Annotated in this window: 25 protein-coding genes; 7 read left to right on the plus strand and 18 right to left on the minus strand. The window is 73.6% G+C overall.

The window, feature by feature from the left end; translation table 11 throughout:
• Window positions 1–7: 7 nt before the first annotated feature.
• The 5 genes from HOO61_RS14405 (at window position 8) to HOO61_RS14425 (ending at window position 3,769) form a co-directional block, all read left to right on the plus strand.
• On the plus strand, window positions 8–451 hold the full coding sequence (locus tag HOO61_RS14405) for a hypothetical protein (RefSeq protein ID WP_172259523.1): 444 nt from the start codon (window positions 8–10) through the stop codon (window positions 449–451).
• Window positions 448–1,224, plus strand: a complete 777-nt coding sequence (locus tag HOO61_RS14410) for an MBL fold metallo-hydrolase (RefSeq protein ID WP_172259525.1) — start codon at window positions 448–450, stop codon at window positions 1,222–1,224. Before HOO61_RS14405 ends, HOO61_RS14410 begins: the two co-directional genes overlap by 4 nt.
• Window positions 1,225–1,322: 98 nt before the next feature.
• Window positions 1,323–2,855, plus strand: coding sequence for an ATP-binding protein (locus tag HOO61_RS14415; protein ID WP_216658905.1), 1,533 nt, complete (start codon window positions 1,323–1,325; stop codon window positions 2,853–2,855).
• Between the two features lie 122 nt (window positions 2,856–2,977).
• The gene (locus HOO61_RS14420; protein ID WP_216658906.1) at window positions 2,978–3,457 is read left to right on the plus strand and encodes a DUF6325 family protein; all 480 of its coding nucleotides are present in this window, start codon (window positions 2,978–2,980) and stop codon (window positions 3,455–3,457) included.
• Between the two features lie 27 nt (window positions 3,458–3,484).
• Window positions 3,485–3,769, plus strand: a complete 285-nt coding sequence (locus tag HOO61_RS14425; protein ID WP_172259527.1) for an SHOCT domain-containing protein — start codon at window positions 3,485–3,487, stop codon at window positions 3,767–3,769.
• A gap of 15 nt (window positions 3,770–3,784) precedes the next feature.
• Here HOO61_RS14425 and HOO61_RS14430 read toward each other — a convergent pair whose 3' ends face one another.
• From HOO61_RS14430 to HOO61_RS14440, 3 genes are all read right to left on the minus strand, one after another.
• Window positions 3,785–4,219, minus strand: a complete 435-nt coding sequence (locus HOO61_RS14430) for a hypothetical protein (RefSeq protein ID WP_172259529.1) — start codon at window positions 4,217–4,219, stop codon at window positions 3,785–3,787.
• A gap of 94 nt (window positions 4,220–4,313) precedes the next feature.
• Window positions 4,314–4,841, minus strand: coding sequence for a DUF1269 domain-containing protein (locus HOO61_RS14435; RefSeq protein ID WP_172259531.1), 528 nt, complete (start codon window positions 4,839–4,841; stop codon window positions 4,314–4,316).
• Between the two features lie 10 nt (window positions 4,842–4,851).
• Window positions 4,852–5,715 (minus strand): class II glutamine amidotransferase, encoded by an 864-nt coding sequence (locus tag HOO61_RS14440; protein ID WP_172259533.1) that lies wholly within the window; start codon window positions 5,713–5,715, stop codon window positions 4,852–4,854.
• A 115-nt stretch (window positions 5,716–5,830) separates the two neighbouring features.
• On the opposite strand from HOO61_RS14440, the gene HOO61_RS14445 reads away from it, so the two are divergent.
• Entirely contained in the window at window positions 5,831–7,462 is a 1,632-nt protein-coding gene (locus tag HOO61_RS14445; RefSeq protein WP_172259535.1) for a peptide ligase PGM1-related protein, read from the plus strand.
• A 23-nt stretch (window positions 7,463–7,485) separates the two neighbouring features.
• Complete coding sequence (locus HOO61_RS14450; RefSeq protein WP_172259537.1) at window positions 7,486–7,887, plus strand: hypothetical protein; 402 nt, start codon at window positions 7,486–7,488, stop codon at window positions 7,885–7,887.
• Window positions 7,888–7,914: 27 nt separating this feature from the next.
• Here the strand turns inward: HOO61_RS14450 and HOO61_RS14455 are convergent, their stop codons facing one another.
• The 15 genes from HOO61_RS14455 to HOO61_RS14525 form a co-directional block, all read right to left on the minus strand.
• A complete protein-coding gene (locus HOO61_RS14455) occupies window positions 7,915–9,033 on the minus strand; it encodes an aminopeptidase P family protein (protein WP_172259539.1) in 1,119 nt (372 codons plus the stop codon).
• A complete protein-coding gene (locus HOO61_RS14460; protein ID WP_172259541.1) occupies window positions 9,030–10,523 on the minus strand; it encodes an MFS transporter in 1,494 nt (497 codons plus the stop codon). The genes HOO61_RS14455 and HOO61_RS14460 overlap by 4 nt, the downstream gene beginning before the upstream one ends.
• Before the next feature lie 14 nt (window positions 10,524–10,537).
• Window positions 10,538–11,107: a potassium channel family protein gene (locus tag HOO61_RS14465; protein WP_216658907.1), complete on the minus strand. Its 570-nt coding sequence runs from the start codon at window positions 11,105–11,107 to the stop codon at window positions 10,538–10,540.
• Window positions 11,108–11,224: 117 nt separating this feature from the next.
• Window positions 11,225–13,324, minus strand: a complete 2,100-nt coding sequence (locus tag HOO61_RS14470; RefSeq protein WP_216658908.1) for a SpoIIE family protein phosphatase — start codon at window positions 13,322–13,324, stop codon at window positions 11,225–11,227.
• A 105-nt stretch (window positions 13,325–13,429) separates the two neighbouring features.
• Window positions 13,430–14,041, minus strand: coding sequence for an isopentenyl-diphosphate Delta-isomerase (gene idi / locus HOO61_RS14475; RefSeq protein ID WP_172259543.1), 612 nt, complete (start codon window positions 14,039–14,041; stop codon window positions 13,430–13,432).
• A complete protein-coding gene (locus HOO61_RS14480) occupies window positions 14,038–15,090 on the minus strand; it encodes an NAD(P)/FAD-dependent oxidoreductase (RefSeq protein ID WP_172259545.1) in 1,053 nt (350 codons plus the stop codon). The genes idi and HOO61_RS14480 overlap by 4 nt, the downstream gene beginning before the upstream one ends.
• Complete coding sequence (locus HOO61_RS14485; RefSeq protein ID WP_172259547.1) at window positions 15,083–15,622, minus strand: isoprenylcysteine carboxyl methyltransferase family protein; 540 nt, start codon at window positions 15,620–15,622, stop codon at window positions 15,083–15,085. The genes HOO61_RS14480 and HOO61_RS14485 overlap by 8 nt, the downstream gene beginning before the upstream one ends.
• Window positions 15,619–16,683 (minus strand): type III polyketide synthase, encoded by a 1,065-nt coding sequence (locus HOO61_RS14490; RefSeq protein WP_172259549.1) that lies wholly within the window; start codon window positions 16,681–16,683, stop codon window positions 15,619–15,621. The genes HOO61_RS14485 and HOO61_RS14490 overlap by 4 nt, the downstream gene beginning before the upstream one ends.
• Window positions 16,680–17,894 carry an NAD(P)/FAD-dependent oxidoreductase gene (locus HOO61_RS14495; RefSeq protein ID WP_172259551.1) on the minus strand — a complete coding sequence of 405 codons (1,215 nt, stop codon included), beginning with the start codon at window positions 17,892–17,894 and terminating at the stop codon, window positions 16,680–16,682. Before HOO61_RS14495 ends, HOO61_RS14490 begins: the two co-directional genes overlap by 4 nt.
• Complete coding sequence (locus tag HOO61_RS14500) at window positions 17,891–18,718, minus strand: UbiA family prenyltransferase (protein WP_216658909.1); 828 nt, start codon at window positions 18,716–18,718, stop codon at window positions 17,891–17,893. Before HOO61_RS14500 ends, HOO61_RS14495 begins: the two co-directional genes overlap by 4 nt.
• Complete coding sequence (locus tag HOO61_RS14505) at window positions 18,715–19,587, minus strand: phosphatase PAP2 family protein (RefSeq protein ID WP_172259553.1); 873 nt, start codon at window positions 19,585–19,587, stop codon at window positions 18,715–18,717. The genes HOO61_RS14500 and HOO61_RS14505 overlap by 4 nt, the downstream gene beginning before the upstream one ends.
• Window positions 19,584–20,084: a hypothetical protein gene (locus HOO61_RS14510; protein ID WP_172259555.1), complete on the minus strand. Its 501-nt coding sequence runs from the start codon at window positions 20,082–20,084 to the stop codon at window positions 19,584–19,586. Before HOO61_RS14510 ends, HOO61_RS14505 begins: the two co-directional genes overlap by 4 nt.
• Window positions 20,084–21,292 carry a glycosyltransferase family A protein gene (locus HOO61_RS14515; protein WP_172259557.1) on the minus strand — a complete coding sequence of 403 codons (1,209 nt, stop codon included), beginning with the start codon at window positions 21,290–21,292 and terminating at the stop codon, window positions 20,084–20,086. The genes HOO61_RS14510 and HOO61_RS14515 overlap by 1 nt, the downstream gene beginning before the upstream one ends.
• Entirely contained in the window at window positions 21,289–22,680 is a 1,392-nt protein-coding gene (locus HOO61_RS14520; RefSeq protein WP_172259559.1) for a cytochrome P450, read from the minus strand. The genes HOO61_RS14515 and HOO61_RS14520 overlap by 4 nt, the downstream gene beginning before the upstream one ends.
• Complete coding sequence (locus HOO61_RS14525; RefSeq protein WP_172259561.1) at window positions 22,677–23,033, minus strand: lycopene cyclase domain-containing protein; 357 nt, start codon at window positions 23,031–23,033, stop codon at window positions 22,677–22,679. Before HOO61_RS14525 ends, HOO61_RS14520 begins: the two co-directional genes overlap by 4 nt.
• Window positions 23,034–23,036: the final 3 nt, after the last annotated feature.

The following is a 23,036-nucleotide window of genomic DNA, read 5'->3' on the forward strand; positions in this document are numbered from 1 at the left end:
GACCGACATGGCGCGAACGACTCACGAGCTGTGGCTCGAGGACCGACAGGGAGTGCTCGACCGGTGCCGCGACAGGACCTGGTGGCGGTGGATGCACTGGTGCACCTCCATCGGCCTGCTGCTCGCGGTCGTGCAGTGGGGATGGGTCGGCCCGAGCGCGGTGGTCCTCGCGGGCGTGGCTGTGTCCGTACTGCTCTTCATCGCGTGCGTGGGGAAGGTGGAGGTCCCGCAGGTGCGGCTCGTCGTGGACCTGACCGCCCTGGCCGCCCTCGCGGCCGTGGGCGCGGCCGGCCTGGTCGCGGTCTCGGCGACGGTGGGGATGCTCGTCGTGCTCGTGCTGACCCTCACCTCGCCCGCCGTGCGCCGGTCGCTGCGTGACGCCCGCACGGCGTTCCGGCTCTCCCTCGTCCTGACGCGCGAGGCACGCAGGCGGCCCAGGTCCTTGCCGTGACCATCAGGGTCACCTGGCTCGGGCACGCCACCGTGGTGGTCGACATCGACGGCGTCCGCCTCGTGGCGGACCCGCTGCTACGGCGGCACAACGGAGTCCTGCGGCGCCGCGGCGGCGCCACGACCGCCCCACAGGACGAGGCCTGGTCCGGCGCGGACGCCGTGCTGCTCTCCCACCTGCACCACGACCACGCGGAGGTCTCCTCGTTGCGGAAGCTCGGGGAGGTGCCGGTCCTCACGGCACCGGACAACGCCGCGTGGGTGTCGAAGAAGGGCCTGGTCGGGCGGGGGGTCGCTGAGGGGGAATGGGTGCCGGTCGGCGACGCCGGCGACGTGGCGGTCCGGCTGGTCCCGGCGGTGCACCGGTCGCGGCCGATGCCGCACCGACCCAACGCGGCGAACGGGCATCTCGTGCGAGGCCCGTCGGGAGTCGTCTGGGTCGCGGGTGACACCGACCTGTACCCGGGGATGGCCGGCCACCCGGAGCTGGCGGGCTCAGCGGTCGACGTGGCTGTCGTGCCCATCGGTGGGTGGGGTCCGCGCCTCTCGCCCGGGCACATGGGACCGAAGCAGGCCGCGGAGGCGTGCCGGATGGTGGCTGCCCGCTGTGCGGTCCCGGTGCACTGGCAGACGCTGCACGTCCCGGTCGCCGGGAGGTTCCCGCGGGGCTGGATGGACCTCGCCGGCCCACGGTTCGCGGAGGCGCTGGCCCACGAGGCGCCGACCTGCGAGGCGCGGGTGCTGGAGATCGGGTCGTCGACGACCGTCCTCTGACCGAGCGGGGGAGTGCCGCTCACTCGCGGCGGGGGATACGCGGGCCGGACCTGCGCACCAGACTCGTCCGTGCCCACCGTCGACAGCAGGAGACAGCCATGCCGCTCGCGGACGACCCCTCCGTGGACCCCGACCGCGCGGACGCCGACCTCGTCGCCCAGATCCATCGCTACCGGGAGGTCCGCGAGACGCTCGAGCGCAGCGCGCTCCCGCGCGCCACGTCGGTCGACGGCCGGACGTTCGAGGTGCAGGCCTCGCTGCACCACCTGGAGCTGCGTCGCGGTGGCTACGTGGCACTCGAGTCGGGTGAGGTCACCAGGCTCGGGCAGATCACCGAGCTGGCCTCGCACCGGGTCACCGCCGACGTCGGCGGACCGGGCGGGGCCCGTGCCGGCGTCGTCGTCCGGCTGGCGGTCGGCAGCGGGTTGCTCCTCGACCGCGGCGAGCCGTTCCACGACGCCCACGTGAGGCCGGCCGCACCGGACGAGGTGGCGGCCTGGCTGGACCGGACCAGGTCCGCCCGCGCCGTCCTCACCGTCGGCCAGCTGCTGCTGGCACCCGGCGTCCCGGCCGAGCTCGACAGCGGCGGCCTGGGCCGGCACACGTTCCTCTGCGGCCAGTCCGGGTCGGGGAAGACGTACGCCCTCGGGTTGCTGCTGGAACGCGTGCTCGCCGAGACGACACTCCCCGTCGTCGTCCTGGACCCGAACTCCGACCACGTCAACCTCGGTCGGCTGCGCGCCGACGCCGACCCGGAGCTCGCCGCCCGCTACCGCGAGGTGGCCGGCGGCGTGGACGTGTGGGGGAACCAGCAGGGCCAGCGCCCGCTGCGCCTGCGCTTCGACGAGCTGGACGCCCGCACCCAGGCAGCCGTGCTCGGTCTCGACCCCCTGCGCGACGCCGAGGAGTACGCCGCGCTCGTGGACCTCCTCGCCGCGCGCCAGAGTGGGCGGCCGCTCATCACCGGACTCTCACAGCTGCTCGACGCCGAGTCCGAGGGGACGCGCAGGCTCGGCAGGAGGGCCCGCAACCTCGGCGTCCTCGACTGGTCGGTCTGGAGCCCCGACGAGCCGTCGATCCTCGCCGAGATCGCCGCGCCGTCCGCCCGCTGCGTCGTGGTCGACCTCGGTTCGCTCCCCACCATGGGCGAGCAGCGGCTCGTGTCGGACGCGGTGCTGGCCGCCCTCTGGGCCCGACGTCCCGAGCGCAGGCCCGTGGTCGTCGTCATCGACGAGGCCCACAACATCTGCTCGTCCACGCCGATCGAGCCGCTCGCGCGCCTGTCCACCGAGCGCACCGTCCAGGTGGCGGCGGAGGGACGGAAGTACGGGCTCTACCTGCTGGTGTCCACCCAACGGCCGGGAAAGGTGCACGAGGAGATCGTCTCCCAGTGCGACAACCTGGTCCTGATGCGGATGAATGCCGCGTCGGACCTGCACGAGATCGAGAGGCTCTTCTCCTTCGTGCCGCCGGGGCTCGTCGCCGGGGCGTCGGGCTTCGCCATGGGCCAGGCCCTCGTCAGCGGACGCATCTTCCCGCCGGGCGCCTGCTACGTCCAGATGGGTGCGCGGGTGGCCGAGGAGGGCGGCGCCGACGTGCCCGCGACCTGGGCTCGCGCGCGCGGCGGGTAGGGCCGGCCCGGGCTCATCCGCTGCGGGTGAGGCGGGGCGGTGTGCGTGCTTCCTAGGCTCCGAGAGGACGACAGGCCGGGTGAGACCACCGGGTCGCGTCCCCCGAGCTGCAGGAGGAGAGCATGCCCAACGACCTCGACCAGGAGACGGGTGACGACCTCGATCTCATGGGTCCGATCGACTACATCGTGGTGGAGTTCCCGGGAAGCAGGATGACGGGAGAGGGATTCCCGATCCTGGTCGACCTCGTCGACCGGGGGCTCATCCGCATCCTGGACCTCGCCTTCGTCACCAAGGACCCGGACGGGTCCATCCACGCGATCGACATCCGCGACATCGACGGCGACGGCGAGCTCGACCTGACCGTCTTCGAGGGCGCGTCGTCGGGACTGCTGGGCGAGGAGGACCTCGACGAGGCGGGCACCGTGCTCGAAGCGGGTAGCTCTGCGGGGATCCTCGTCTACGAGAACGTCTGGGCCGCGCCCTTCGCCCGCGCCGTCCGCAAGGGCGGCGGCCAGCTGGTCGCCAGCGGTCGCATCCCCGTCCAGGCCCTGTTGGCCGCCGCCGACGCCGACGCCGCCGACACCGGCGCATCGGCCTGAGATCCACGGAAGAACAGGAACCACGTCATGCCAGGTCTTCTCCGCGGTGTCGCACGCACCGCTGTCGTCGCCGGTACCGCCACGGCCGTGTCCAACCGCGTCTCCCGGCGCCAGGCGGGCAGGTGGGCCGCCCAGGAGCAGCAGCAGTACGCCGAGCCGCCGCCCCAGCAGTACGCCGCGCCGCCGCCCGCCCCGCAGGCCGGCATGGACGACAAGCTGGCGCAGCTGAAGGAGCTCGGCGAGCTGAAGGCGGCCGGAGTGCTGAGCGAGCTCGAGTTCGAGCAGCAGAAGCAACGCATCCTCAACGGATGACAGGCCGCGCCGCTGCTACTCGCGCTCGTCCTCGAAGTGGACGGTGACGGCGTAGATGACGAGGACGTCCAGGAGGATCAGCATCCCGTACCACCCGGGTGACGCCGAGAGGAACGCCAGGTTGGTCACGGCGCTGAGGGACGCGATCACGATGGTCGTCACCCGGCTCCAGGGCTTGCGGTAGAACAGGGCGATGCCGGTGAGGAACGCGAGGGTGCCGAGCGCCATGTGGGCGATGCCCCACCCGGCGTAGCTCTGGAACAGGAGCAGCTCCGACGCGTCGGGGTCGTACACCCGGTTCTCCAGGAGGGCGATGAACCCGCCGAGGACGTGGAAGCCGCCGATCAGCACCAGCATGATCGAGGCGAAGCCCATCATCCCGGTCCACAGGCGTGAGGCCGGCGCGTCGTACGCCTCCTCGGGGTCCGACCGGGTGGTGTTGCTCGTCATGGTGCTCCTCCTCGTGCCGTCTCTCTTCCGCCTCAGGCTCGCACCGCACCGGGGCGCGGGGTTCACCCGACGCGGGTGACGTACGGCGGTCCCGTCAGGGCTGCGGGGGAGTGGCGTCGCGGCGGATCTCCTCCAGCGCCTCGACCATGGCGACCGGAGCGTCCTCGGACAGCTCGGCGTGCAGGAGGACCACGTCGCCCCGCTGGAGCTCGCGCTCCATGGCGGGGCGCACCTCGTCGAGCTTCCCGTCGCTGGAGAGCACCAGGAGCGCGGACGAGCCGGGGGTCAGCTGCGAGCGGAGCTCGTCGACGAACTGCTGGTCGATGCCGGACCGGCGCAGGCGCGCTGCCACCGAGGCGACCCCGGCCCCGACCACGGCCCCCGCAACCGGCGCCAGCACGACCATGCCGACCAGGCCGCCCAGGACCGACCCCTTGCCGGCGCTCGAGGCTGTCGGGTGCATGACGTGCCCGATCACCGGCTCCTTCGCCTGCGGCATCCATGCGATCGTGATGGCGTCGTGGACGGTGAGGATCTTGCGTTCCGCGAGGCTCTTGAGCCGCACGGCTGCTGCCTCTGCCCCGAAGGGGGTGTCGTAGCGCCAGACCGTCAGGGCCGTCATCGCGGTCGCCTCACTGGGCCGGTGCGGCGGAGGCCGCGGACGACGGCGTGGTCGACGGGGAGAAGGGGTGCAGCTGCTCCCGGCCGCCCGCGATGACGAGACACGTCGACTCCGGCACCTCCCGCCAGGCGCCCTGCAGTGACCCCAACGGTTCGGACACCACGAGGCGTGCGTCGTCGGACAGCTGCTGGAGGGTCGGGTTGTCGGGGTGCTGCAGCCGGAGGGCGCTGACGTCGACGTTGTGGAACAACGACCGGGACCTGCCCTCGCTGGAGTAGCGGAACGCCCACGTGACCTCACCATCGGTGGTGGCGACGGTCATCTGGATCGGGAACGGGACGCCGTGGCGCCGCCCCGTCTCCTCGATGAAGCCGACGGCCCGTGCCACCGCGGCCGGCGGGTCCTGCTCGAGCCCGTAGGTGAGGGCGAGGAAGAAGAAGAGCTCCGAGTCCGTCGACCCCTCGATGAGCGGGAACAGCGCGGGCTCGACCTCCAGCGTCAGGTCGCGCTTCACCGACGCGAAGTCCGCGATCGCGCCGTTGTGCATCCAGAGCCAGCGCCCGTGCCGGAAGGGGTGACAGTTGCTCTGCTGCACGGGCGTGCCCGTCGTCGCCCTGATGTGGGCGAACACCCGGCCCGCCGAGGCGTGGCTCGAGAGCTCGCGCAGGTTGCGGTCGCTCCACGCAGGCTCGGTGCTGTGGTAGATCCCCGGCTCCTCCTGGGCGCCGTACCAGCCCACCCCGAAGCCGTCGCCGTTGACGGCCTCGACCCCGAGCCGCGAGTGCATGCTCTGCACCACGAGCGAGTTCTCCGGCGCGAACAGCAGGTCCGAGAGGAGCACCGGCGAGCCGGAGTAGGCGAGCCATCGGCACATGGCGGTCGTCCTTTCGATCATGGGTCGGCCGCTCCATTCCACGCGCGCCGCGGGGTCGACGGCTCACCCGCGTCAGGTGAGGTCGGGCCCGGGGAAGGGTCGTAGCGTCTGGCCGGTGGCAGCCCCCGAACCGCCGGCTTCGCCCGCACTGGCCAGGGGCCTGGCCGCGAACCGTCCCGGCTCGACGGTGCCCCACACCGTGGTGGTCCTCCCGTCCTACAGCGTCGAGCCCGCCCTGCTCGCGCACTTCGGGCCCCGCATCCCCGCCCTGGAGCACCGACAGCTGCTGACGATGCTGTCGCTCGCGCGGATCCCGGGAGCCGAGATGATCTTCGTGACGGCCGATCGACCCACCGAGCGGGTCATGGCGTACTACCTCTCGTTCGTCGAGGATGCGCTCCGCGAGGGCGTACGCGCCCGGTTCCACGTCGTGGAGGTCCCTGACAGCACCCCGCGCTCGATCACCGCCAAGCTCCTCGACAGGCTGGACCTCCTCGCACGGATCCGGTCGATGACCAGGGGCCGGTTGGCCTACATCGAGCCGTGGAACGTGACCCACCTGGAGATGCAGGTCGCGCAGCGGCTCGGCCTGCCGCTCAACGGCACCCCCGCGAGCCTGTGGCCGATGGGTTTCAAGAGCAGCGGACGCCGGATCATGCGGGACTCGGGCGTGCCGCTGCCTCCGGGGCGGGAGGACGTCCGCAGCGTCGACGACGTCCTCGCGGCCGTCGAGCACGTCCGGCTGGAGCATCCCGGCGCCGAGGGTGTGGTGGTGAAGCTGGACAACAGTGCGACGGGCCTGGGCAACCGCGTGATCAGGTTCACGGACGTCCCGACCCCGACGATGCTGCGCACCACGGTCGAGCTCCTGGGGCCCGAGTACCTGTCCGAGCTCGCCTCGGGCGGCGTGGTCGAGGAGCTCCTGACGGGCGAGGAGCTCACCAGCCCGAGCGTGCAGGGCGAGATCACGCCGGGGCGTCGCGTGCAGGTCGTCTCTACGCACGAGCAGCTCCACTCCGGCACCCACCGACAGGTCTACGCGGGGTGCCGGTTCCCCGCGAGGGGGGACTACCGCAGCGAGCTCGCGGCGTACGGCGCGTCCGTCGGCCGGCTGCTGGCTGACCGGGGTGCCCTGGGCCGGTTCGCCGTCGACTTCGCGGCGACCCGCACGTCGTCGTCACGGTGGCGCCTCCAGGGCCTCGAGATCAACCTGCGCAAGAGCGGCACCTCCCACCCGCTGACCCTGCTGCACGACCTGACACCCGGCTACTACGACGACCTCGCCGGCACCTGGTCGCTCCCGGACGGGTCGCGACGCTGCTACCGCTCGACCGACCACCTCGTCGATTCGGCCTGGGCCGGGCGCTCGGACGGCGACGTCATCGACGCCGTCGACCGCGCCGGGCTGACGTTCGACCGAGGGTACGCGGTCGGTGCGGTCCTCCACATGCTGAACGGCCTGAAGGCCGGCGGGCTCGTGGGACTGACGACGATCGGCCGCTCACCCGGGGACGCCCAGCGGCTCTACGACGCCGCCGTGGCCGCGGTGGCGGGTCGAGGACCACCGGATCCGGGTGAGGCACACGGACGCAGGTTGTCTGGCAGCATGAGCAGCGGGAGGGACGAAGCATGGACCGGAGCACGCGCGCCGAGCTCTCCGGCGACGGCGTCGGTCGCGGTCACCGCCGCAGGGCCGCGGACACCCTGGCTCGCCGCGATCCCGGCGGACTGCTCTACGGCGCGGTGATCACGGCCGGTTCGCTGGCCGCGGTGAGCGCGAACCTCTCGCATGCCCACCGCGTCGCGCTCAGCGTCGCCGCCGTCGTCATCGTCTACTGGCTTGCCCACGTCTACACGGAGAGCCAGGAGATGCTCTTCGAGGGTGACCACCGCCCGTTGTACCGCCGCACCCCCCACGCCGCGGCCAAGGAGGTCTCCATCCTCGTCGGTGCCGCGCCCGCCATCGCCGTCTACCTCGTGCTCTACCTGACAGGGCTGTCCTCGAGTGTCGCGGCACTCTGGGCGCTGTGGTTCTCGGTGGCGTTCCTCTCGGTGATCGGCTACCTCGGAGCCCACCGGGCAGGCATCGGGGGCTGGCGACTCGTCCTCGAGTCCGCCGGGGCAGCCTCTCTTGGCGTCCTCGCGGTGCTGGGCAAGCTGTTCATCCACTGACCCCGTTCCGACGGGGGCCCGCGCGCGCTACTCGACCACCTGCAGCCCGCGGTCGGTGTTGTTGAGCCGCCGTCCGGCGGTGTCGGTGACCGTGACGATGTCCTCGATGCGGACCCCGAACCGGCCGGCGAGGTATACCCCGGGCTCCACGGAGAAGCACATGCCGGGGACGAGGGGTTGCTCCTCGCCCTCGATCATGTAGGGCGGCTCGTGCGTCGTGGTGCCGATCCCGTGCCCGGTGCGGTGGATGAACTGCTCGCCGTAGCCGGCGTCCGTGATCACGGCGCGAGCAGCCCGGTCGACCTCCTGGCAGGCCACGCCGGGCCGCACCGCGTCGACGCCTGCTTGCTGGGCGAGCCGCACGATCTCGTGCACCTCGCGGATCACCTCGGACGGCTCGCCGACGCAGACGGTGCGGCTCGTGTCCGAGCCGTAGCCGTGCATGAGCCCACCGAAGTCCAGGACGATCGCGTCGCCGACCTCGATGGTGCGGTCGCCTGCCTCGTGGTGGGGGTTGGCGCCGTTCGGTCCGGAGCCGACCACGGTGAAGTCGACCTGCTCGTGGCCGTGCTCGCGGAGCAGGCGCGCCAGGTCGGCGGCCACGTCGGTCTCCTTCCGCCCGGAGAACCGCACGTGCAGGATCTGCTCGTACGTCGCGTCGGCCGCGGCGCCCGCCGCCTCGAGACGGGCGAGCTCGTTGACGTCCTTCACGGCGCGAAGCATCGGCAGCCGCGTCGTCATCGCGTCGTACGTCGTGCGCGGAAGCGCCGCCTGCAGGCCCAGCAGGTGCATCGCCCACGTGCTGTCGGAGATCGCGTAGCGTCCGTCCGGACGCAGCAGCGCGCTCGCCGCGGCGTACGGGTCGGCCCCGTCGAGCCAGTCGACGACGGTCGTCGCGGCGGTGCCGCCGGCCCGCTCGGCGTCCGGGCGCTCCAGCGTGGGCACCAGCATCGTCGGCTCGCGGTCGGCGGTCAGGACGAGCAACGTCAGTCGCTCGGTGATGGCGGTCGGCTGGTAGCCGGTCAGCCACACCAGGTCCGGGCCAGGGGCCACCAGGACGCCGTCGACGCCGGCGTCCCCGCTGGCGGCCACGACCCGGGCCATTCGCTCGGCGTAGTCGTCTCGTGTGAAGGGCACCGGACTCATGACGCACTCCCTGAAGCGGTCGTCGGGATCGTGTGGAGGTGCGCTGCGGCCGCGGCGGCGGCGTCCCGAGCGGTGCCCTCGGCCGCCTTGTGCCGGCGGATCGCGACGACGGCGAGCAGGATGCCGAGCGCACTGATCACCGCCATCAGCCAGGACGCTGCAGCCAGGCCGGATGCGAGGGCGTCGCCCGGGCTGGCGCCGTCGTCGAGCTGGTTGCTCTCGACGCTGGCATAGATCGTGGCGCACAGAGCGGTCGCAACGGCTGCGCCGACGTAGCGAGCCATGTTCGACACGCCGGACGCCCCGCCGACCTGCTCCTGCGGCACCGACGCGGTCGCCGCGGACGACGCCGGCCCGTTGGAGAGGCCCATGCCGACGGCGATCGCGAGGATCGGCAGCAGGAAGCTGACGTACGCCCACGACGAGTCGGTGAACCCGATCCATGCGAAGCCGCCCGCCATCAGGATGAACCCGACGCCGATGACCTGGCGGCCGCCGAGCTTCTTGGCCAGCCCGGGAACCAGCGGCGCGACGACCACGAGCCCGACGGTGGCCGGCAGGGTGGCGATGCCTGCCTCGAGCGGCGTGAAGCCGAGCGCGGCGGGGTTCTGGAAGTAGAGGCTGAGCAGGTACATCAGCCCGTTGATCGTGCCGGCGCCGATGAGGATGGCGAGCGTCGAGCCGACCAGGATGCGGTTGCGCAACAGAGCGAGGTCGAGCAGCGGCACCGCGACCCGCTTCTCGGTCACGATGAAGAGGAAGCCGGCCACGGCCGAGGCGGCGAAGCAGCCCAGCGTCGCCGCGGAGAACCAGCCCCAGTCGCCGCTCTTGGTGAAGCCGTAGATCAGCGGCGCGAGCGTGAGGGCGATCAGCACCGTGCCCAGGTAGTCGATCGAGCGTGGCCGTGCCTCGTCCCGCGACTCCTGGACGGTCGCGAAGGTCAGCACCATGCAGAGGGCGCCGACCCCGGCGTCGATCCAGAACAGCCCCTGCCAGCCGGTGACGTCCACGAGGACGCCTCCGAGGAGGGGGCCGGCAGCCGCCCCGACCGCGGCGGCCGCTCCCCACAGCGACACGAACTTCAGCCGTTGGTCGCCCGACGTCGCAACCGTCAGGAGGCTCAAGCCGCAGGCCAGGATCGTGGAGCCGGCCGCACCCTGGACCACCCGTCCGGCGATCACCATGCCGCCCGACTCGGCGAGCGCGATCATCACGCACGAGACCACGAAGAGCGCCAGGCCGAGCTGGAAGACCCGCTTCCGGCCGAACACGTCACCGAGCGAGCCGGACGTGATGATCACTGCGGCGCCCACGAGCGAGTAGCCGGTCACCGCCCACTGGAGCGTGTCGACGCCCATGCCGGTGTCCTCGCTGATCGCGGGCAGCAGGATGCTCACGGCCGAGGTGTTCGCGTTGACCACCAGGGTGGAGATGCAGGTGGCGGCGAGGACCCCGCCCGCGGTGGTCCTGACTGTGGCTGCCTCACTCATGCTGATCCTCCTGGTCAGATCACGGGCTGGTCCCGGTCCCCGACGTCGGGATGGCCCCCACGGCGGGCGATCCCGCGTCGCGCTGCTGAGGTGAGCAGCCTGATGCCGAGCCCGAGCACCGCCAGGTTGAGGATCATCTGCGTCGTCACCAGCAGCATCATGCTCGGGCTCGAGGCGACGATGTCCCCGAAACCCACGGTGGCGAAGACGGTGACCGTGAAGTACAGGGCCGTGACGTGGTCGAGCGGTTGCGAGAAACCAGCTGGATCGTGGATCGAGTTCGCCAGGTAGAGCCGGGCGAAGATCAGGAGGTAGAGGGGGACCAGCACCGCGAGGGACTCCACCGCCCGCAGGATCGGGTACCGCGACCGGACGATGGCCGGCACCTGGGCACCGACGACCGCGGCGAACACGCCCAGCATCAGCACCAGCCACAGCACCCCGGTGCCGTCGTCCGGGCGCCTCGCCGGCAGCAGGAAGTACGCCCCGCTCAACACCGACACCCCCAGCACCACTCGGCACATGACGAGGAGGCCTTGCGTCCGCGCGGCACGCCGCGCGTCCGGGGGCAACGCCGGGGTCATGCCGCGCACCTTCCGAGCGGGGACATGGCGCACCTCCTCGTCCGGGTCACGCCGCACCGTCGAGGATCGGGCACCCGCGGTGGAGCCACCTCCCCCGACGTGGGTGAGCGTGGTCCTTCAGGCGGCGTCGGGAGCCCACCGGACGACGAGCAGCGCGACGTCGTCCTCCTGCTCCTCGCTCGCCATCGCACCCAGCAGCCGGTCACACAGCTGGTCGAGGTCGGACGTCGAGGGAGCCACCTCGGCGAGCAGGTGCTCGAGTGCCTCGATGCCGTCGTCGATGTCGCGGTCGCGACGCTCGACGAGCCCGTCGGTGTAGAGCACGAGGGTCGCGCCGGCCTCCAGCGTGACGGCGCCCTCATGGCGGTCGGCGGCGGGGTCGAAGCCGAGGAGCAGGTCGTTGGCGTTCGCGTCGGCCAGCCTGGTCACGGTGCCGCGCGGGTCGACCAGCAGCGCCGGCGGGTGTCCTGCGTGGGACCAGCGCAGCAGGACCTCCGCGGAGCCGTCACCGGGGGAGCGCACCTGCTCGATCCGCGCCACCACCGCGGTGGCGGTGGTCTCGAGCTGCAGGGACTGCATGACCGTGTCGAGCCCGGACAGGATCGCGGCCGGCGCGTCACCGCTGTGGACGGCGATGCCGCGCAGCAGTCCGCGGACCTGACCCATGGCGGCGGCCGCCTCGACGTCGTGCCCGACCACGTCGCCGACGACGACCACGATGTCGGGTGTCGTGGACGCACCGTCGCCCTGCAGGAAGGCGTCGTACCAGTCGCCCCCGATACGCGCCGCCTCGCCGGCGGGCGTGTAGCGGGTGACGACCTGCAGGCCTTCGCGGTGCGGCGGCGGGGTGAGCATGCTGCGCTGCAAGGCCTCGGAGACGTCGCGCTGCGACTCGTAGAGACGGGCGTTGTCCAGCGCCAGCGCCGCGCGGGCGCCGATGTCCTCGAGCAGGGCGACGTCCTCCTCGGTGAAGGGCGTGCGATGGATGTCGCGGAAGGCGCTCACGATCCCGACGGTGCGGCCGCGGGCGCGCAGCGGGACGGCGGCGGCCGAGAAGGGGGCCAGCTGGCGCAGCAGGTCGCGGGCGGAGCCCGGCTCCAGCACCGCTGCGACCGCCTCCGTCGCCGACGAAGACATCAGCACCGACGTCGTCTCCCGGATCGCCCGGGCCAGGTAGGAGGAGTCGGTCATCGCCCGGAGTCGCTTGGTCGCGTAGTCGTGCAGGGCCTTCTCCATGGCGGGGTCGCGGTGCGACCACCCGACGTCACGCAGACCGCGTCGCCAGTCGGTCGCGTGCGGGTCCTCAACCAGCGTCACCAGGCACCAGTCCGCGAGCTCGGGCACCAGCTGCGTGGCGAGGCGGCTGACGCCCTCGGTCGGGTCGAGCGTCGCGGTGAGCGCCTCCGAGACCGACGCCAGCAGCGCCAGGCGGTGGGCCGATCGGTCCAACGCCTCTTGGGCGTCACGGCGTGCGGTGATGTCGACGAAGTAGACCGCCAGGCCCTCGGGGGAAGGCCAGGCGCGCACCTCGTACCAGGCGTCGAGCGGTGGCGGGTAGTGGGCCTCGAAGGTCACCGGCTCCCCCGACGCGACCGCACCCCGGTAGTGCTCCTCGAACGTGCTTCCCGCGGCAGCGGGGAACGCCTCCCAGATGCTGGCGCCGACCAGCCGCACCCGGCTCGAGCCCAGCAGCCGCTCGGCCTCGGAGTTGACGTAGGTGAAGCGCCACTCGCGGTCGAGCTGGAAGAACGCGGACGACATCGACTCCAGGACGCGACCCACACGGGCCTCGCCCTCGCGCACCTCGGTGGTGTCGTACGCCGCCCCGACGAGGCGGACCGGCGGGCCGTCGGGTCGGTCGGCGAAGGCGTGCCCCCGGGCCTCGATCCACCGCACGGTCCCGTCGGGCCTGACCACGCGGTACTCCGCGTCGTAGTCACCGCACGTCGCGATGGCGCGCTGGAGCGCGTCCGAGACGCGCCCGATGTCGTCGGGGTGCACGCACTGGTTGAAGGCCTCGATGGTGCCGCCGAAGCTGTCCTCGTCGAGGCCGAACAGCTCGAGGAGCCGGCCGTCGAACCGGAGGTCGCCGGTCACCAGGTCCCAGACGAAGGCACCGACACCGGCGGCGTCGACGGCGAGCTGCCACGCGAGACGGTCGCTCTCGGCGTCGAGGGAGGACCGGGAGCGCGGCGCCATGGAGTCGTCGTCGGTCACAGGTCCTTCTCATGCCAGCTCATGCCAGGTCGGTGGCCCGCGATCCTCGAGGCACCCGCACAGGGTGTCACACGGAGAAGCTCGACGTCGGCGAACGGCGAAACCTCAGCGCCTCCCGGCGACCCGCGCGGCGGGCGGGAGGTCGCCGACGTCGGCGGTCGCCGCGGACACCGGGTCGGCAGGCAGCTGCGCCACCTGCTCGCGGCACCACACGGACACCGCCCGGCTGCCGTCGAGCACGCCCGCGCGGAACGCCTCCCAGGGCTCCCAGCGGGCCTCGCCGACCTCGTCGGGGTCGGGTGCCACGGCCCCGTCGGCGGACCCGACGAACACCGGGCACATCTCGTTCTCGACGACGCCCTCCTGCTCGGCGCGGTAGCGGAACCGTGGCAGCACGAGCCGAAGGTCGGTGACGGTGGTGCCGAGCTCCTGCCCCACCCGGCGGCGTACGGCGTCCTCGAGCGGCTCGCCCGGCGCCGGGTGGCCGCAGCAGCTGTTGGTCCACACGCCCGGGAACGTCCGCTTGTGCAGCGCGCGCCGGGTGACGAGGACGTTGCCCTCGCCGTCGAACAGGTAACAGGAGAAGGCCAGGTGGAGCGGGGTGTCGGCGTGGTGGACGCCGGCCTTGTCGGCGGTCCCGACGGCCCGGCCGTCCTCGTCGAGCAGCACCACCAGCTCGGGCGTGACGGCAGTGGCGTCGGTGTCGGTCGTGGTCATGCGGGCCTCCCCACGGGTCGGGCGAGCTGGTTGACGGCGGTGTCGAAGAGCCACGGCAGCGTCGCTGCGGCCGGGACGAGGTGTCTGCGGACGGACGCGTGGGCGGTGGCGCGCAGCAGGGCGTGCGTGAGGAGCTCGTGGCGCGCTCCCAGACGGCGGGCCAGCCGGTCGTAGCGGTCGGTGCGGCCCTCGGCGACGCACGCGACGGCGACCCGCGCCTGGGCCAGGCCGAGTGCGATGCCCTCACCGGTGAGGGCGTCGACGTAGCCGCCGGCGTCTCCGACGAGCAGCACCCGGCCGGCCGAGCGGGACCGTGCGCGCTGCCGCAGCGGCCCGGCTCCCATCACCCGGGTGCGCTGGCCCGTCAGGCGCTCCTGCAGCAGCGGGAAGTCGTCGATGAGGTCCTCGAACCGCGAGCCGGCGTCGCCGAGCACCGCGACGCCGACGAGGTCGTCGTCGACCGGCGTCACGTAGGCCTCCGCGCGCGGCGACCAGTGCACCTCGACGTACGACGACCACGGCGCCTGCTGCACGTGGCACCGCAACCCGAAGCGCCGTCGCCCGGCCACCGGTGCGTCGAGACCCACCAGGCGGCGCACGGGGGAGTGCAGCCCGTCCGCGGCGACGAGGTGGCGGGCGGGTTCGCCGTCGACCAGGAGGTGGTCGCCGGCGTCGTCGACCCGGGCCACCGGACGCGGGTCGATCGGGATGCCGGCGGCGGCCACCTGCTCGGCCAGCGCGTCGTGGAGCACGGTGCGGCGCACGCCCCGACCCGGGCCGCGGGAGAAGCGTGCTGTGGCGCCCGGTCCCTCGGCCGAGCCGTCGAGGTAGCGGATGCCGCTCAGCTCGCGCCCGCGCGGGTGGACACCGAGGGCAGCCAGCTCGGCCACGGCCCCGGGCATCAGCCCTTCGCCGCATGCCTTGTCGATCGGGCCGGTGCGCGGCTCGCGCACGACGACGGAGAGCCCGGCGCGACGGGCGTGCAGCGCCGCGGCGAGGCCCACCGGCCCGCCGCCGGCCACCACCAGGTCGGGGACGGGGTCACGCACCGGCCGGCTCCGCGCTCGGCAGCGTCGCGAGCGCTGCGTCCTCGACCCGGATGCGTACGACGAGCAGGGCGGCGTTGAGGACCGTGAAGACCAGGGCGGTGATCCAGGCCGCGTGCACCAGGGGCAGCGCGACGCCCTCGACGACGACGGCGACGTAGTTGGGGTGGCGCAGGAACCGGTAGGGGCCCGACGTCACGGGCGCCATGCCGGGCACGACGATGACGCGGGTGTTCCAGCGCGGGCCGAGGGTCGCGATGCACCACCACCGCAGCGCCTGCGACGCGACGACGAGACCGAGCATCGACCACGCGAGTGCCGACGGCACCTCCGGTTGCCGGATCCATGCCTCCGCGAGCGCGCCGACGAGCAGCGCGGTGTGCAGCACGACCATGAACGGGAAGTGCCCCAGGCCGTGCTCGACGCCGCCCCGCTCGCGGCTCCACCGGGCGTTGCGGGTCGAGACGACGAGCTCGGCGACCCGCTCGAGGCCGACGAGCGCCACCAGGACGGTGAAGGCGAGAAGGCTCGTCACGACACGGCCCTCAGCAGCACCAGCTCGGAGCAGAAGCCCGGGCCCATCGCCATCAGGACGCCGTGGCTGCCGGGTGCGGGCGGGCGCTCGCGCAGCGTGTCCTCGAGGACGTGGAGCACCGAGACCGACGACAGGTTGCCGACGCGGGCCAGCGAGTCCCAGGTCAGCCGGACCGCCTCCCGCGGCACCTCGAGCGCCTCCTCGAGGGCCTCGATGACCTTCGGGCCGCCGGGGTGGCAGACCCACCAGCCGATGTCGGCGCGGGTGAGCCCGTGGTCGGCCAGGAAGGCGTCGACGTCGCCGCGCACGAAGCGCCCCACGAGGGTGGGCACCTCGGCGTCGAGCACGATCCGCAGGCCGCTGCCCGTCACGTCGAAGCCCATCGTGCGCTCGCTGTCGGGGTAGAGCCGGCTGCGCGAGTCGAGCACCTCGACCGGCCCCGCTCGACCGGCGCGTGCCGACGAGCCTTCCGCGACGACGGCGGCCGCGCCGTCGCCGAACAGCCCGCTCGCCACCAGGTTCGGCACCGAGGCGTCGTCGCGCTGGACGGTGAGCGAGCAGAGCTCCACGGCGATGAGCACCGCGGTGTGGTCGGGGTGGCCGAGCAGGTAGTCGTGCACGCGGGCGATGCCGGCCGCACCGGCGACGCACCCGAGCCCGACGAGCGGCATCCGGCGTACGTCCTCACGCAGCCCGACCTGCGCGGCGATGCGCGCGTCGAGCGAGGGGACGGCGAGCCCGGTGACGGTCGCGGTGACGACCAGGTCGACGTCGGACGGGGTCAGGTCGGCCGCCTTGAGAGCATCGACCAGTGCCCGCGAACCCAGCTCGACCGCGTGCTCGATGAACAGGTCGTTGGCCTGCCCGAAGTCACTCAGCCCGGCGTACTGGTCGAGCGGCAGCACCGTGTGGCGTCGCTCGACCCCGGCGTTGGCGTGGAAGCGCCGCAGCATCGACCGGTCGAGGCTGCGCTCGGAGATGAACTCGCCGAACGCCTCGGTGATCTCGGCCTGGGGGTGGGAGTGGGGCGGCAGCGCGCCTCGTACGGAGAGGATCCTCATGTCAGCCACCTCGGGGTGTGGGGGTCGTGGTCGGGTCGGGGGCGGGACGCGAGGCTGAGCACCAGCCCGCGAGCGAGTCGGGCGTCGATGCGGCCGTCGCCGAGGCCGAGCTCGACCAGCGCGTCGAACGCGTGCCGGTCGCGGCCGGCGGCGCGGATCCCCGCGTCGACGATGCGGGGGGACCGGGCGAGCCGGGACGCCGCCCACGTGTGCCGCAGGTGCGTGCCCAGCAGGGCGCGTACGACGCGTCGGTGCTCGGCGCCGGCGTCCGCCGGTCGCCCGGCCCGCACGGCCCGTGCGGCGGTGCGGCCGGCCGCGATGCCGGTGGCGACGGCGTAGTAGATGCCCTCGCCGGTCATCGGGTTGACCAGGCCGGCGGCGTCGCCGACGAGGAGGACCTGCCCGTCGGGCTGGTCCCAGCGCCAGGTGCTCAGCGGGAGGTGGTGGCCACGCCAGTCGCCGCCGGTGCGCGCTGCGCCGGGCACGAGCTCCTCGAGCTGGTCGAGCAGCAGCCGGCGGCTCGGGGCGCCACCGGTGCGCTCGCCCGGCAGCAGCTCGCCGTAGCCGACGTTGGCCAGCCCGTCGCCGCGGTCGAAGGCCCAGGCGTACGACGGCTGGCGGCGGCTGCCGTAGCGGATGACCTGGCGGCCGGCGATCTCGGGCGTGGTCGGTGCGTAGCCACGGATCGCGATGGCGCGCGGCTCGCGGCGCTTGCCGAGCAGCGCCGTGCGGACGAAGGAGTGCGCCCCGTCGGCGCCGACCACCACGTCGGCGGACACCCCGTCGGCGTCGCCGCCGGACACCACGGGGGTCCCCGTCCGCGTCAGTGACGTGGCGCGGTGGGTGCGCAGGACGGCGCCGGCGGCCACGGCCCGTTCGACCAGCCGGGCGTCGAGCACCCGGCGTGGCACGACGTGCACCTCACGGCGCATCGGGCCGGAGACGGAGACGTCCCCGTGGGCCAGCTCGAGGTCGCGCAGCGGCGACCAGCCGTCGACCACGTCGGCCGCGCCGACGGGGGCGAGGGCGTCGAGCACGTGGGGCGCGATGCCGTCGCCGCAGGACTTGTCGCGCGGGAACTCGCTGCGGTCCAGGAGCAGGACCCGCAGGTCGGGGTCCTCGGCCAGCGCGCCGAGCGCCGTGGCGGACCCGGCGGGACCGGCGCCGACGACGACGACGTCCCAGTGCTCGGGGGTCGCGGGGCCGCTCATCGCGCCACCACCAGCAGCAGGGCGTCGACCAGCGCGATGCCGACCGCCGCGGCGAAGGGGGACCGTCCCGTGCCCACGACGACGACCGCGGCGAGGCCGAGGACCACGGTGAACACCGTGATGCTGACGGCGAGCGGCGGGCCGGCCCCGACGAGGACCACCGCGGTCGCCAGGACGAGGACGACGGCCGCGACGGGTCCGATGCGCCGCGGGCCCAGCCGGTGGGGGAGTCCACGCACGCCCGTGGCGGCGTCGTCGGCGAGGTCGGGCAGCACGTTGAGCAGGTGGGCCCCCACGCCGAGGAGGGCGGCACCGACCGGCCACCACCACGGCGGTGCCTCGCCGTCGGCGAGGGTGACGACGGCGGTCAGGCCGCCGAACGACACGGCGTAGGGCGCCCACGACCACACGGTCGCCTTGAGCCCGAGGTTGTAGGCCCACGCCGAGGCGACGCAGCCGAGGTGCACCAGCCCGGCGGCAGGCCCCAGTGCGAAGGAGAGCACGACGCAGGCGAGCACGGCCGCGCCGCAGGCGGTCCGCACGACGGCCACCGAGGCTGCGCCGGTCGCCAGCGGCTTGTCGCGCCGCCCCGCGGCCCGGTCCCGCGCGCGGTCGACGAGGTCGTTGCTCCACCCGACCGAGAGCTGGCCGGCGAGCACGGCCGCCACCACCACGACGGTCGTCGTCGGCGCCAGACCCTGCGCGACGGACAGCAGGCCCGCCAGGACCGTGACCGCGAGCGTGGGGCCGGCGTGCGCCGCGCCCACCAGGGCCCGCACCGGCGAGGAGCCGGTGACGTCCGGAGCCACCGGTCGGGTGCTCACGGCGCGCCCCGCGACGGGACGGGCCCGCGGGTGAGTCGGCCGACCAGGCGCGCCGCGCCGACGCCGACGATCGCGACGAGCCAGCCAGCGAGGACGTCGACGACGTAGTGCTCGCCGGTGTAGACGAGCGTGAGCGCCATCGCCAAGGCGTACGCTGCCAGCAGGATGCGCGAGACCCGCGAGAGCGACGGCCACAGGAAGAGCGCGGCCAGGAGCGCGGCGCCGGCGTGCAGCGAGGGCATCGCGGCCACCGGGTTGCTGCCCGACTGGCCGAGCTGGACGAGGCGGCCGATGCCGTCGAGCCCGAGCCCCTCCCACCCCAGGTGGGAGATCCGGTCGAGCGCGCCGATGTCGCCGCGCCGGGCGGCCAACCAGGGCGGAGCGGCCGGGTAGGCGAGGTAGCCGGCGATGCCCAGCAGCGACATCGACAGCACGGCGGTGAGCCACTCGCCGAACCGGTCGCGCAGGCGGAACCACACGACCGCGGTGATGAGCGGGATGGTGACGAAGTGGGTGACGTAGACGAGCGCGGCCACGACGTCGTACCAGTGGGCAGAGCCGTCGACGAGGCGGTCCTGCAACCACACGCTCGGGACCGCCCCGAGGAGGGTCTCGTCGGCGCGGGCCGGTCCGAGGACGTGGAGGCTCGCGCCGAACCGGTTGGTGTCGGCACCGTCACCCACCCCGAGCGGCGCGGTGACCCATTGCGCCACCCAGTAGGCCACGAGGATGGCGCTGAGCGGCGACCAGGCGATCAACAGCTGGGCGATCGGGCCGTGCCGGGAGTCCTTCGTCGGGACGGGGGCGACCTCGGGCCGCGTGACCGTGGCGGGGTCGAGGTGGGGGCGCGACGTCGCGGGGCTGGTCATGAGGTGCCGCGTCGGTGGGAGAGCCGCTCGAGCACGGCCTGGGTGCGGAAGCGGTTGTAGCGCTGGATGGCGATGAACGGCAGGTTTACCAGCACGCCGTAGGCGGCGAGCAGTGCCGCGGCCAGGGGCGGGTTCCAGAGGACGAAGAGCGGGCTGCACCACATGGCCCACCAGTGCCCCAATTCGGCCCGTCGAGTCTCCCGGACGAAGATCTCGAGGCCCGCTGCGTCCATCGCCGGGAGCTCGCGCTTGCTGACGCCGCCCTCGAACAGGGCGCCCGCCTCGGGGACCCGGTCCTTCCAGCGGTGGATGTGCAGGCGTCGGCGGTACCACCGGCCGCGGTCCTCGAAGCGTCGCTCGCGCAGCCCCCAGCCGTCGCGAGCGAGCCGTTCGTCGCTGAGCCGGTGGGCGGCGTAGCCCGTGGCGGCGTGGAAGACGCCCCACGCGACGATGTCGACGACGATCGTGACGGTCTGGGGCATGACGAGTCGCAGCATCAGGCCACCTCCTCCCCGGACCGGCCGTCGGCCAGGGAGACCTCCCGGCCGCGCCACGACACCGAGCGGCGTACGGCGGTGAGGGCGAGGGAGCGGGCGAAGACCACGTCGAAGGCCAGGAGCGGCACGGGGAACAGCGCCCACGCCCACCACCGGAACGAACCGGCCCGGCGCAGCATCCACCGCATTTGCAGGGCCGCCGCGACGTAGGCCGCCGCCCACAGGGCGGGGCTGCCCACCAGGACCGACGAGCCCCGGCCGACGACTGCGACGAGGAGCGACAGGAGCGCGCCCACGGCCACGGCGTGGTGTGCGCTGATCCAGGCGACGGTGGCCGCGGTGGCCGAGGGCGCCGCGTCGGCGGCGCCGGAAGCGATGTTCTTGGTCCACCCGGCCACGAGCTGGCCGAGGCCGCCGGGATAGCTGCGCATCCGCACCGCGTCGCCGCCGACGGCGCACCAGACCGGCAGCCCGGCCCGGTGGTAGGCAGCCGCGAGGGCGGCGTCGTCGAGGATGTCGGCGCGGACCGCCTCGTGCCCGCCGGCACGGTCGTAGTCGTCGCGCGCGGTGAGCAGGCACGGGCCGAACGCCATCGGGGCGTGGGTGGGTGCATGGGTCGGGGTGTGGCCCGGGCTGGTCCGCGTGAAGGCCGCGCTGGCCATGAGAGCGACCACGTTGAAGTAGGCCGACAGCTGCTCGTAGGGGCGTACGACGTCGTGGTGCGGCTGCACCGACACCAGCCCGCCGTGCCGGGCGTGCGCGGCCAGCAGGCCGGCGAGGGCGTCGGGCTCGAGGACCGTGTCGGCGTCGAGGAAGAGGAGCAGGTCGCCCGTCGTCGCCCCGGCGCCCACGTGGCAGGCCCACGCCTTCCCGGTCCACCCGGGCGGTGGGGTGCCGGCCGGCACGACCCTCGCGCGGCCCGCCTGCGCGACCGCGGCGGTCGCGTCGCGCGACGCGTCGTCCACGACGAGGACCTCGTGGACCGTCGGGCCCTGCGCGACCACCGACCGCAGCAGCGTGGGCAGGGTCAGCTCCTCGTCGCGGGCCGGGACGACCACCGACACGGTGGGCGCGGGCGACGTCGCCCCGCCCGCCGGGACGTCGGGTCGCGGCAGGGTGCGGAGGTCGGCCACCAGCCGCTGGACCCAGGCCGCCGCCCCGAGGAGCAGCAGCGCGAGCGCGAGGTCGACGAGGAGGGCGGTCGTCACGGCGTGCTCGTCCGTCGTACGACGAGCGGCATCCCGCCGCGGGGGTGGACGGCCACCTTCGCCTCGGCGACGGGGCGCCGCCACGCGCCGGGCCCGCCGGGCACCTCGAGGCGGTGCTCGCGCAGCAGCTCGGCGAGCACGACGACCATCTCCCCGAGCGCGAACTCGCGCCCGATGCAGAGGCGGGGCCCCTGGCCGAACGGCAGGTAGCCGGTGCGGGCGGTGCCGTCGAGGAAGCGCTCGGGACGGAAGGTCTCGGGCTCGGGCCACAGGTCGGGGCGGCGGTGGACCAGCCACGGGCTGATGATGGCCAGCGTGCCGGCGGGCACCGGCCGCCCGTCGATCTCGTCGTCGCGGTGCGAGCGGCGCGAGATGGCCCACGCCGGCGGGTAGAGGCGCAGCGCCTCGTCGACGACGGCGCGCGTCCAGGGCAGCCGGTCGCGGTGACCTACCAGCGGCACGGGACCGGGATGGTCCGCGAGCTCGTCGTGCACCCGCTGCTGGGTCACCGGGTGCTCGGCCAGCAGCATGAGGGTCCAGGCCAGCGCTGCTGCCACGGTCTCGTGCCCTGCGATGACCATGGTGACGAGCTCGTCGCGGATCTCGCCGTCGTGCAGGCCGCTGTCGAGCAGCAGGCCGAGCAGGTCGTCGCCGTGGTGGGCGGTCGCACCGGCGCGGGAGTTGCGGGCCCGCCGCTCGGCGATGATCGCGGCGGCACCCGCGTCGAGGCGGCGGCGGGCTGCGCGCAGCCGCAGGTTGGTCCGGGTGGGCGTCCACTCGGCGCGCGGCAGGATCGACCGGCCCAGCCGCACCACGAGGTCAGCCGCCTCGCTCGTCGCGGCCAGCAGGTCGTGCGCGTGGTCGGACAGGTCGGTGCTGAAGAGCGCCCGGCCGACCGCGTCGAGGCCGATGGTGTGGGTCAGCGCGGCGACGTCGACGACCTCACCTGCGCGGGTCGTCTCGGCGAGCCGCGCCGTGATGGCCGTGCGGGCGGCGGCGCGCACCTCGTCACCGACCGCCTCGAGGCGCTGGTGGTGGAAGGCCGGCGCGGCGAGGCGCCGGTGCTCGATCCAGCTCGGCTCGGCCGAGGCGAGCAGGCCGGGACCGGTCACCCGGGCGAGGGCGGCGTACTGGACGGTGTCCTTGCCCCAGCTGCGGGCCGAGGTCTGGAGGACGTGCCTGACGTCGGCGGGGTCGTTGAGCAGCAGCGCCGGGGCGCCGGGCACCGGGAAGGAGACGGTGTCGCCGAAGCGCTGCGTGACCTCACCGAGGAACGTGAGCGGGTCGGCGCGGACCGAGCGGAACGCCCGCGCCATGTCCCATGACGTGGGTCCGGGCACGCCGACGTCGGTCGGTTGCATCGCCTGCAGGCGGGTCGCGACGCTCATCGGCGCGCTTCCTCGACGGTCCGGTCGGTCCGGTCGCGGCGGCGGCCGAGCCACGTCCAGGCGACGCAGCTGCCCAGCACCAGGCCGAAGCCGAACATCAGGTCCTCCACCGGGGCGTAGAACAGGCGGCCGTCGCCGAACATGGTGATCTCTCCGCTCCCGATGATGGCGTCGCCGGAGTAGAGCACGATGCCGCGGCCGGTGAGCCAGCCGTTGGTGAGGAGCTGGAAGAAGACGATGATCGCGTAGGCGGACCACCAGTCGCTGGTCGAGGTGACGCGCGTGCGGGCGACCCACCGGTCGATCACGAGGGCCAGCGGCACGCAGAGCAGGGCGATGGCGGTGTAGGTCATGGG

It is taken from the genome of Nocardioides sp. zg-1230, from assembly GCF_013155335.1.
Classification (GTDB): Bacteria; Actinomycetota; Actinomycetes; order Propionibacteriales; family Nocardioidaceae; genus Nocardioides.

What these genes read in the sequence shown, in the direction of transcription:
- HOO61_RS14435 (WP_172259531.1), bottom strand. Translation starts at nt 4,841, where the DNA reads ATGACGGCCCTGACGGTCTGGCGCTACGACACCCCCTTCGGGGCAGAG.
- HOO61_RS14415 (WP_216658905.1), top strand. Translation starts at nt 1,323, where the DNA reads ATGCCGCTCGCGGACGACCCCTCCGTGGACCCCGACCGCGCGGACGCC.
- idi (WP_172259543.1), bottom strand. Translation starts at nt 14,041, where the DNA reads ATGACCACGACCGACACCGACGCCACTGCCGTCACGCCCGAGCTGGTG.
- HOO61_RS14440 (WP_172259533.1), bottom strand. Translation starts at nt 5,715, where the DNA reads ATGTGCCGATGGCTCGCCTACTCCGGCTCGCCGGTGCTCCTCTCGGAC.
- HOO61_RS14405 (WP_172259523.1), top strand. Translation starts at nt 8, where the DNA reads ATGGCGCGAACGACTCACGAGCTGTGGCTCGAGGACCGACAGGGAGTG.
- HOO61_RS14505 (WP_172259553.1), bottom strand. Translation starts at nt 19,587, where the DNA reads ATGACCAGCCCCGCGACGTCGCGCCCCCACCTCGACCCCGCCACGGTC.
- HOO61_RS14525 (WP_172259561.1), bottom strand. Translation starts at nt 23,033, where the DNA reads ATGACCTACACCGCCATCGCCCTGCTCTGCGTGCCGCTGGCCCTCGTG.
- HOO61_RS14520 (WP_172259559.1), bottom strand. Translation starts at nt 22,680, where the DNA reads ATGAGCGTCGCGACCCGCCTGCAGGCGATGCAACCGACCGACGTCGGC.
- HOO61_RS14510 (WP_172259555.1), bottom strand. Translation starts at nt 20,084, where the DNA reads ATGCTGCGACTCGTCATGCCCCAGACCGTCACGATCGTCGTCGACATC.
- HOO61_RS14425 (WP_172259527.1), top strand. Translation starts at nt 3,485, where the DNA reads ATGCCAGGTCTTCTCCGCGGTGTCGCACGCACCGCTGTCGTCGCCGGT.
- HOO61_RS14490 (WP_172259549.1), bottom strand. Translation starts at nt 16,683, where the DNA reads ATGAGGATCCTCTCCGTACGAGGCGCGCTGCCGCCCCACTCCCACCCC.
- HOO61_RS14430 (WP_172259529.1), bottom strand. Translation starts at nt 4,219, where the DNA reads ATGACGAGCAACACCACCCGGTCGGACCCCGAGGAGGCGTACGACGCG.
- HOO61_RS14465 (WP_216658907.1), bottom strand. Translation starts at nt 11,107, where the DNA reads ATGACCCCGGCGTTGCCCCCGGACGCGCGGCGTGCCGCGCGGACGCAA.
- HOO61_RS14460 (WP_172259541.1), bottom strand. Translation starts at nt 10,523, where the DNA reads ATGAGTGAGGCAGCCACAGTCAGGACCACCGCGGGCGGGGTCCTCGCC.
- HOO61_RS14420 (WP_216658906.1), top strand. Translation starts at nt 2,978, where the DNA reads ATGCCCAACGACCTCGACCAGGAGACGGGTGACGACCTCGATCTCATG.
- HOO61_RS14495 (WP_172259551.1), bottom strand. Translation starts at nt 17,894, where the DNA reads ATGAGCGGCCCCGCGACCCCCGAGCACTGGGACGTCGTCGTCGTCGGC.
- HOO61_RS14455 (WP_172259539.1), bottom strand. Translation starts at nt 9,033, where the DNA reads ATGAGTCCGGTGCCCTTCACACGAGACGACTACGCCGAGCGAATGGCC.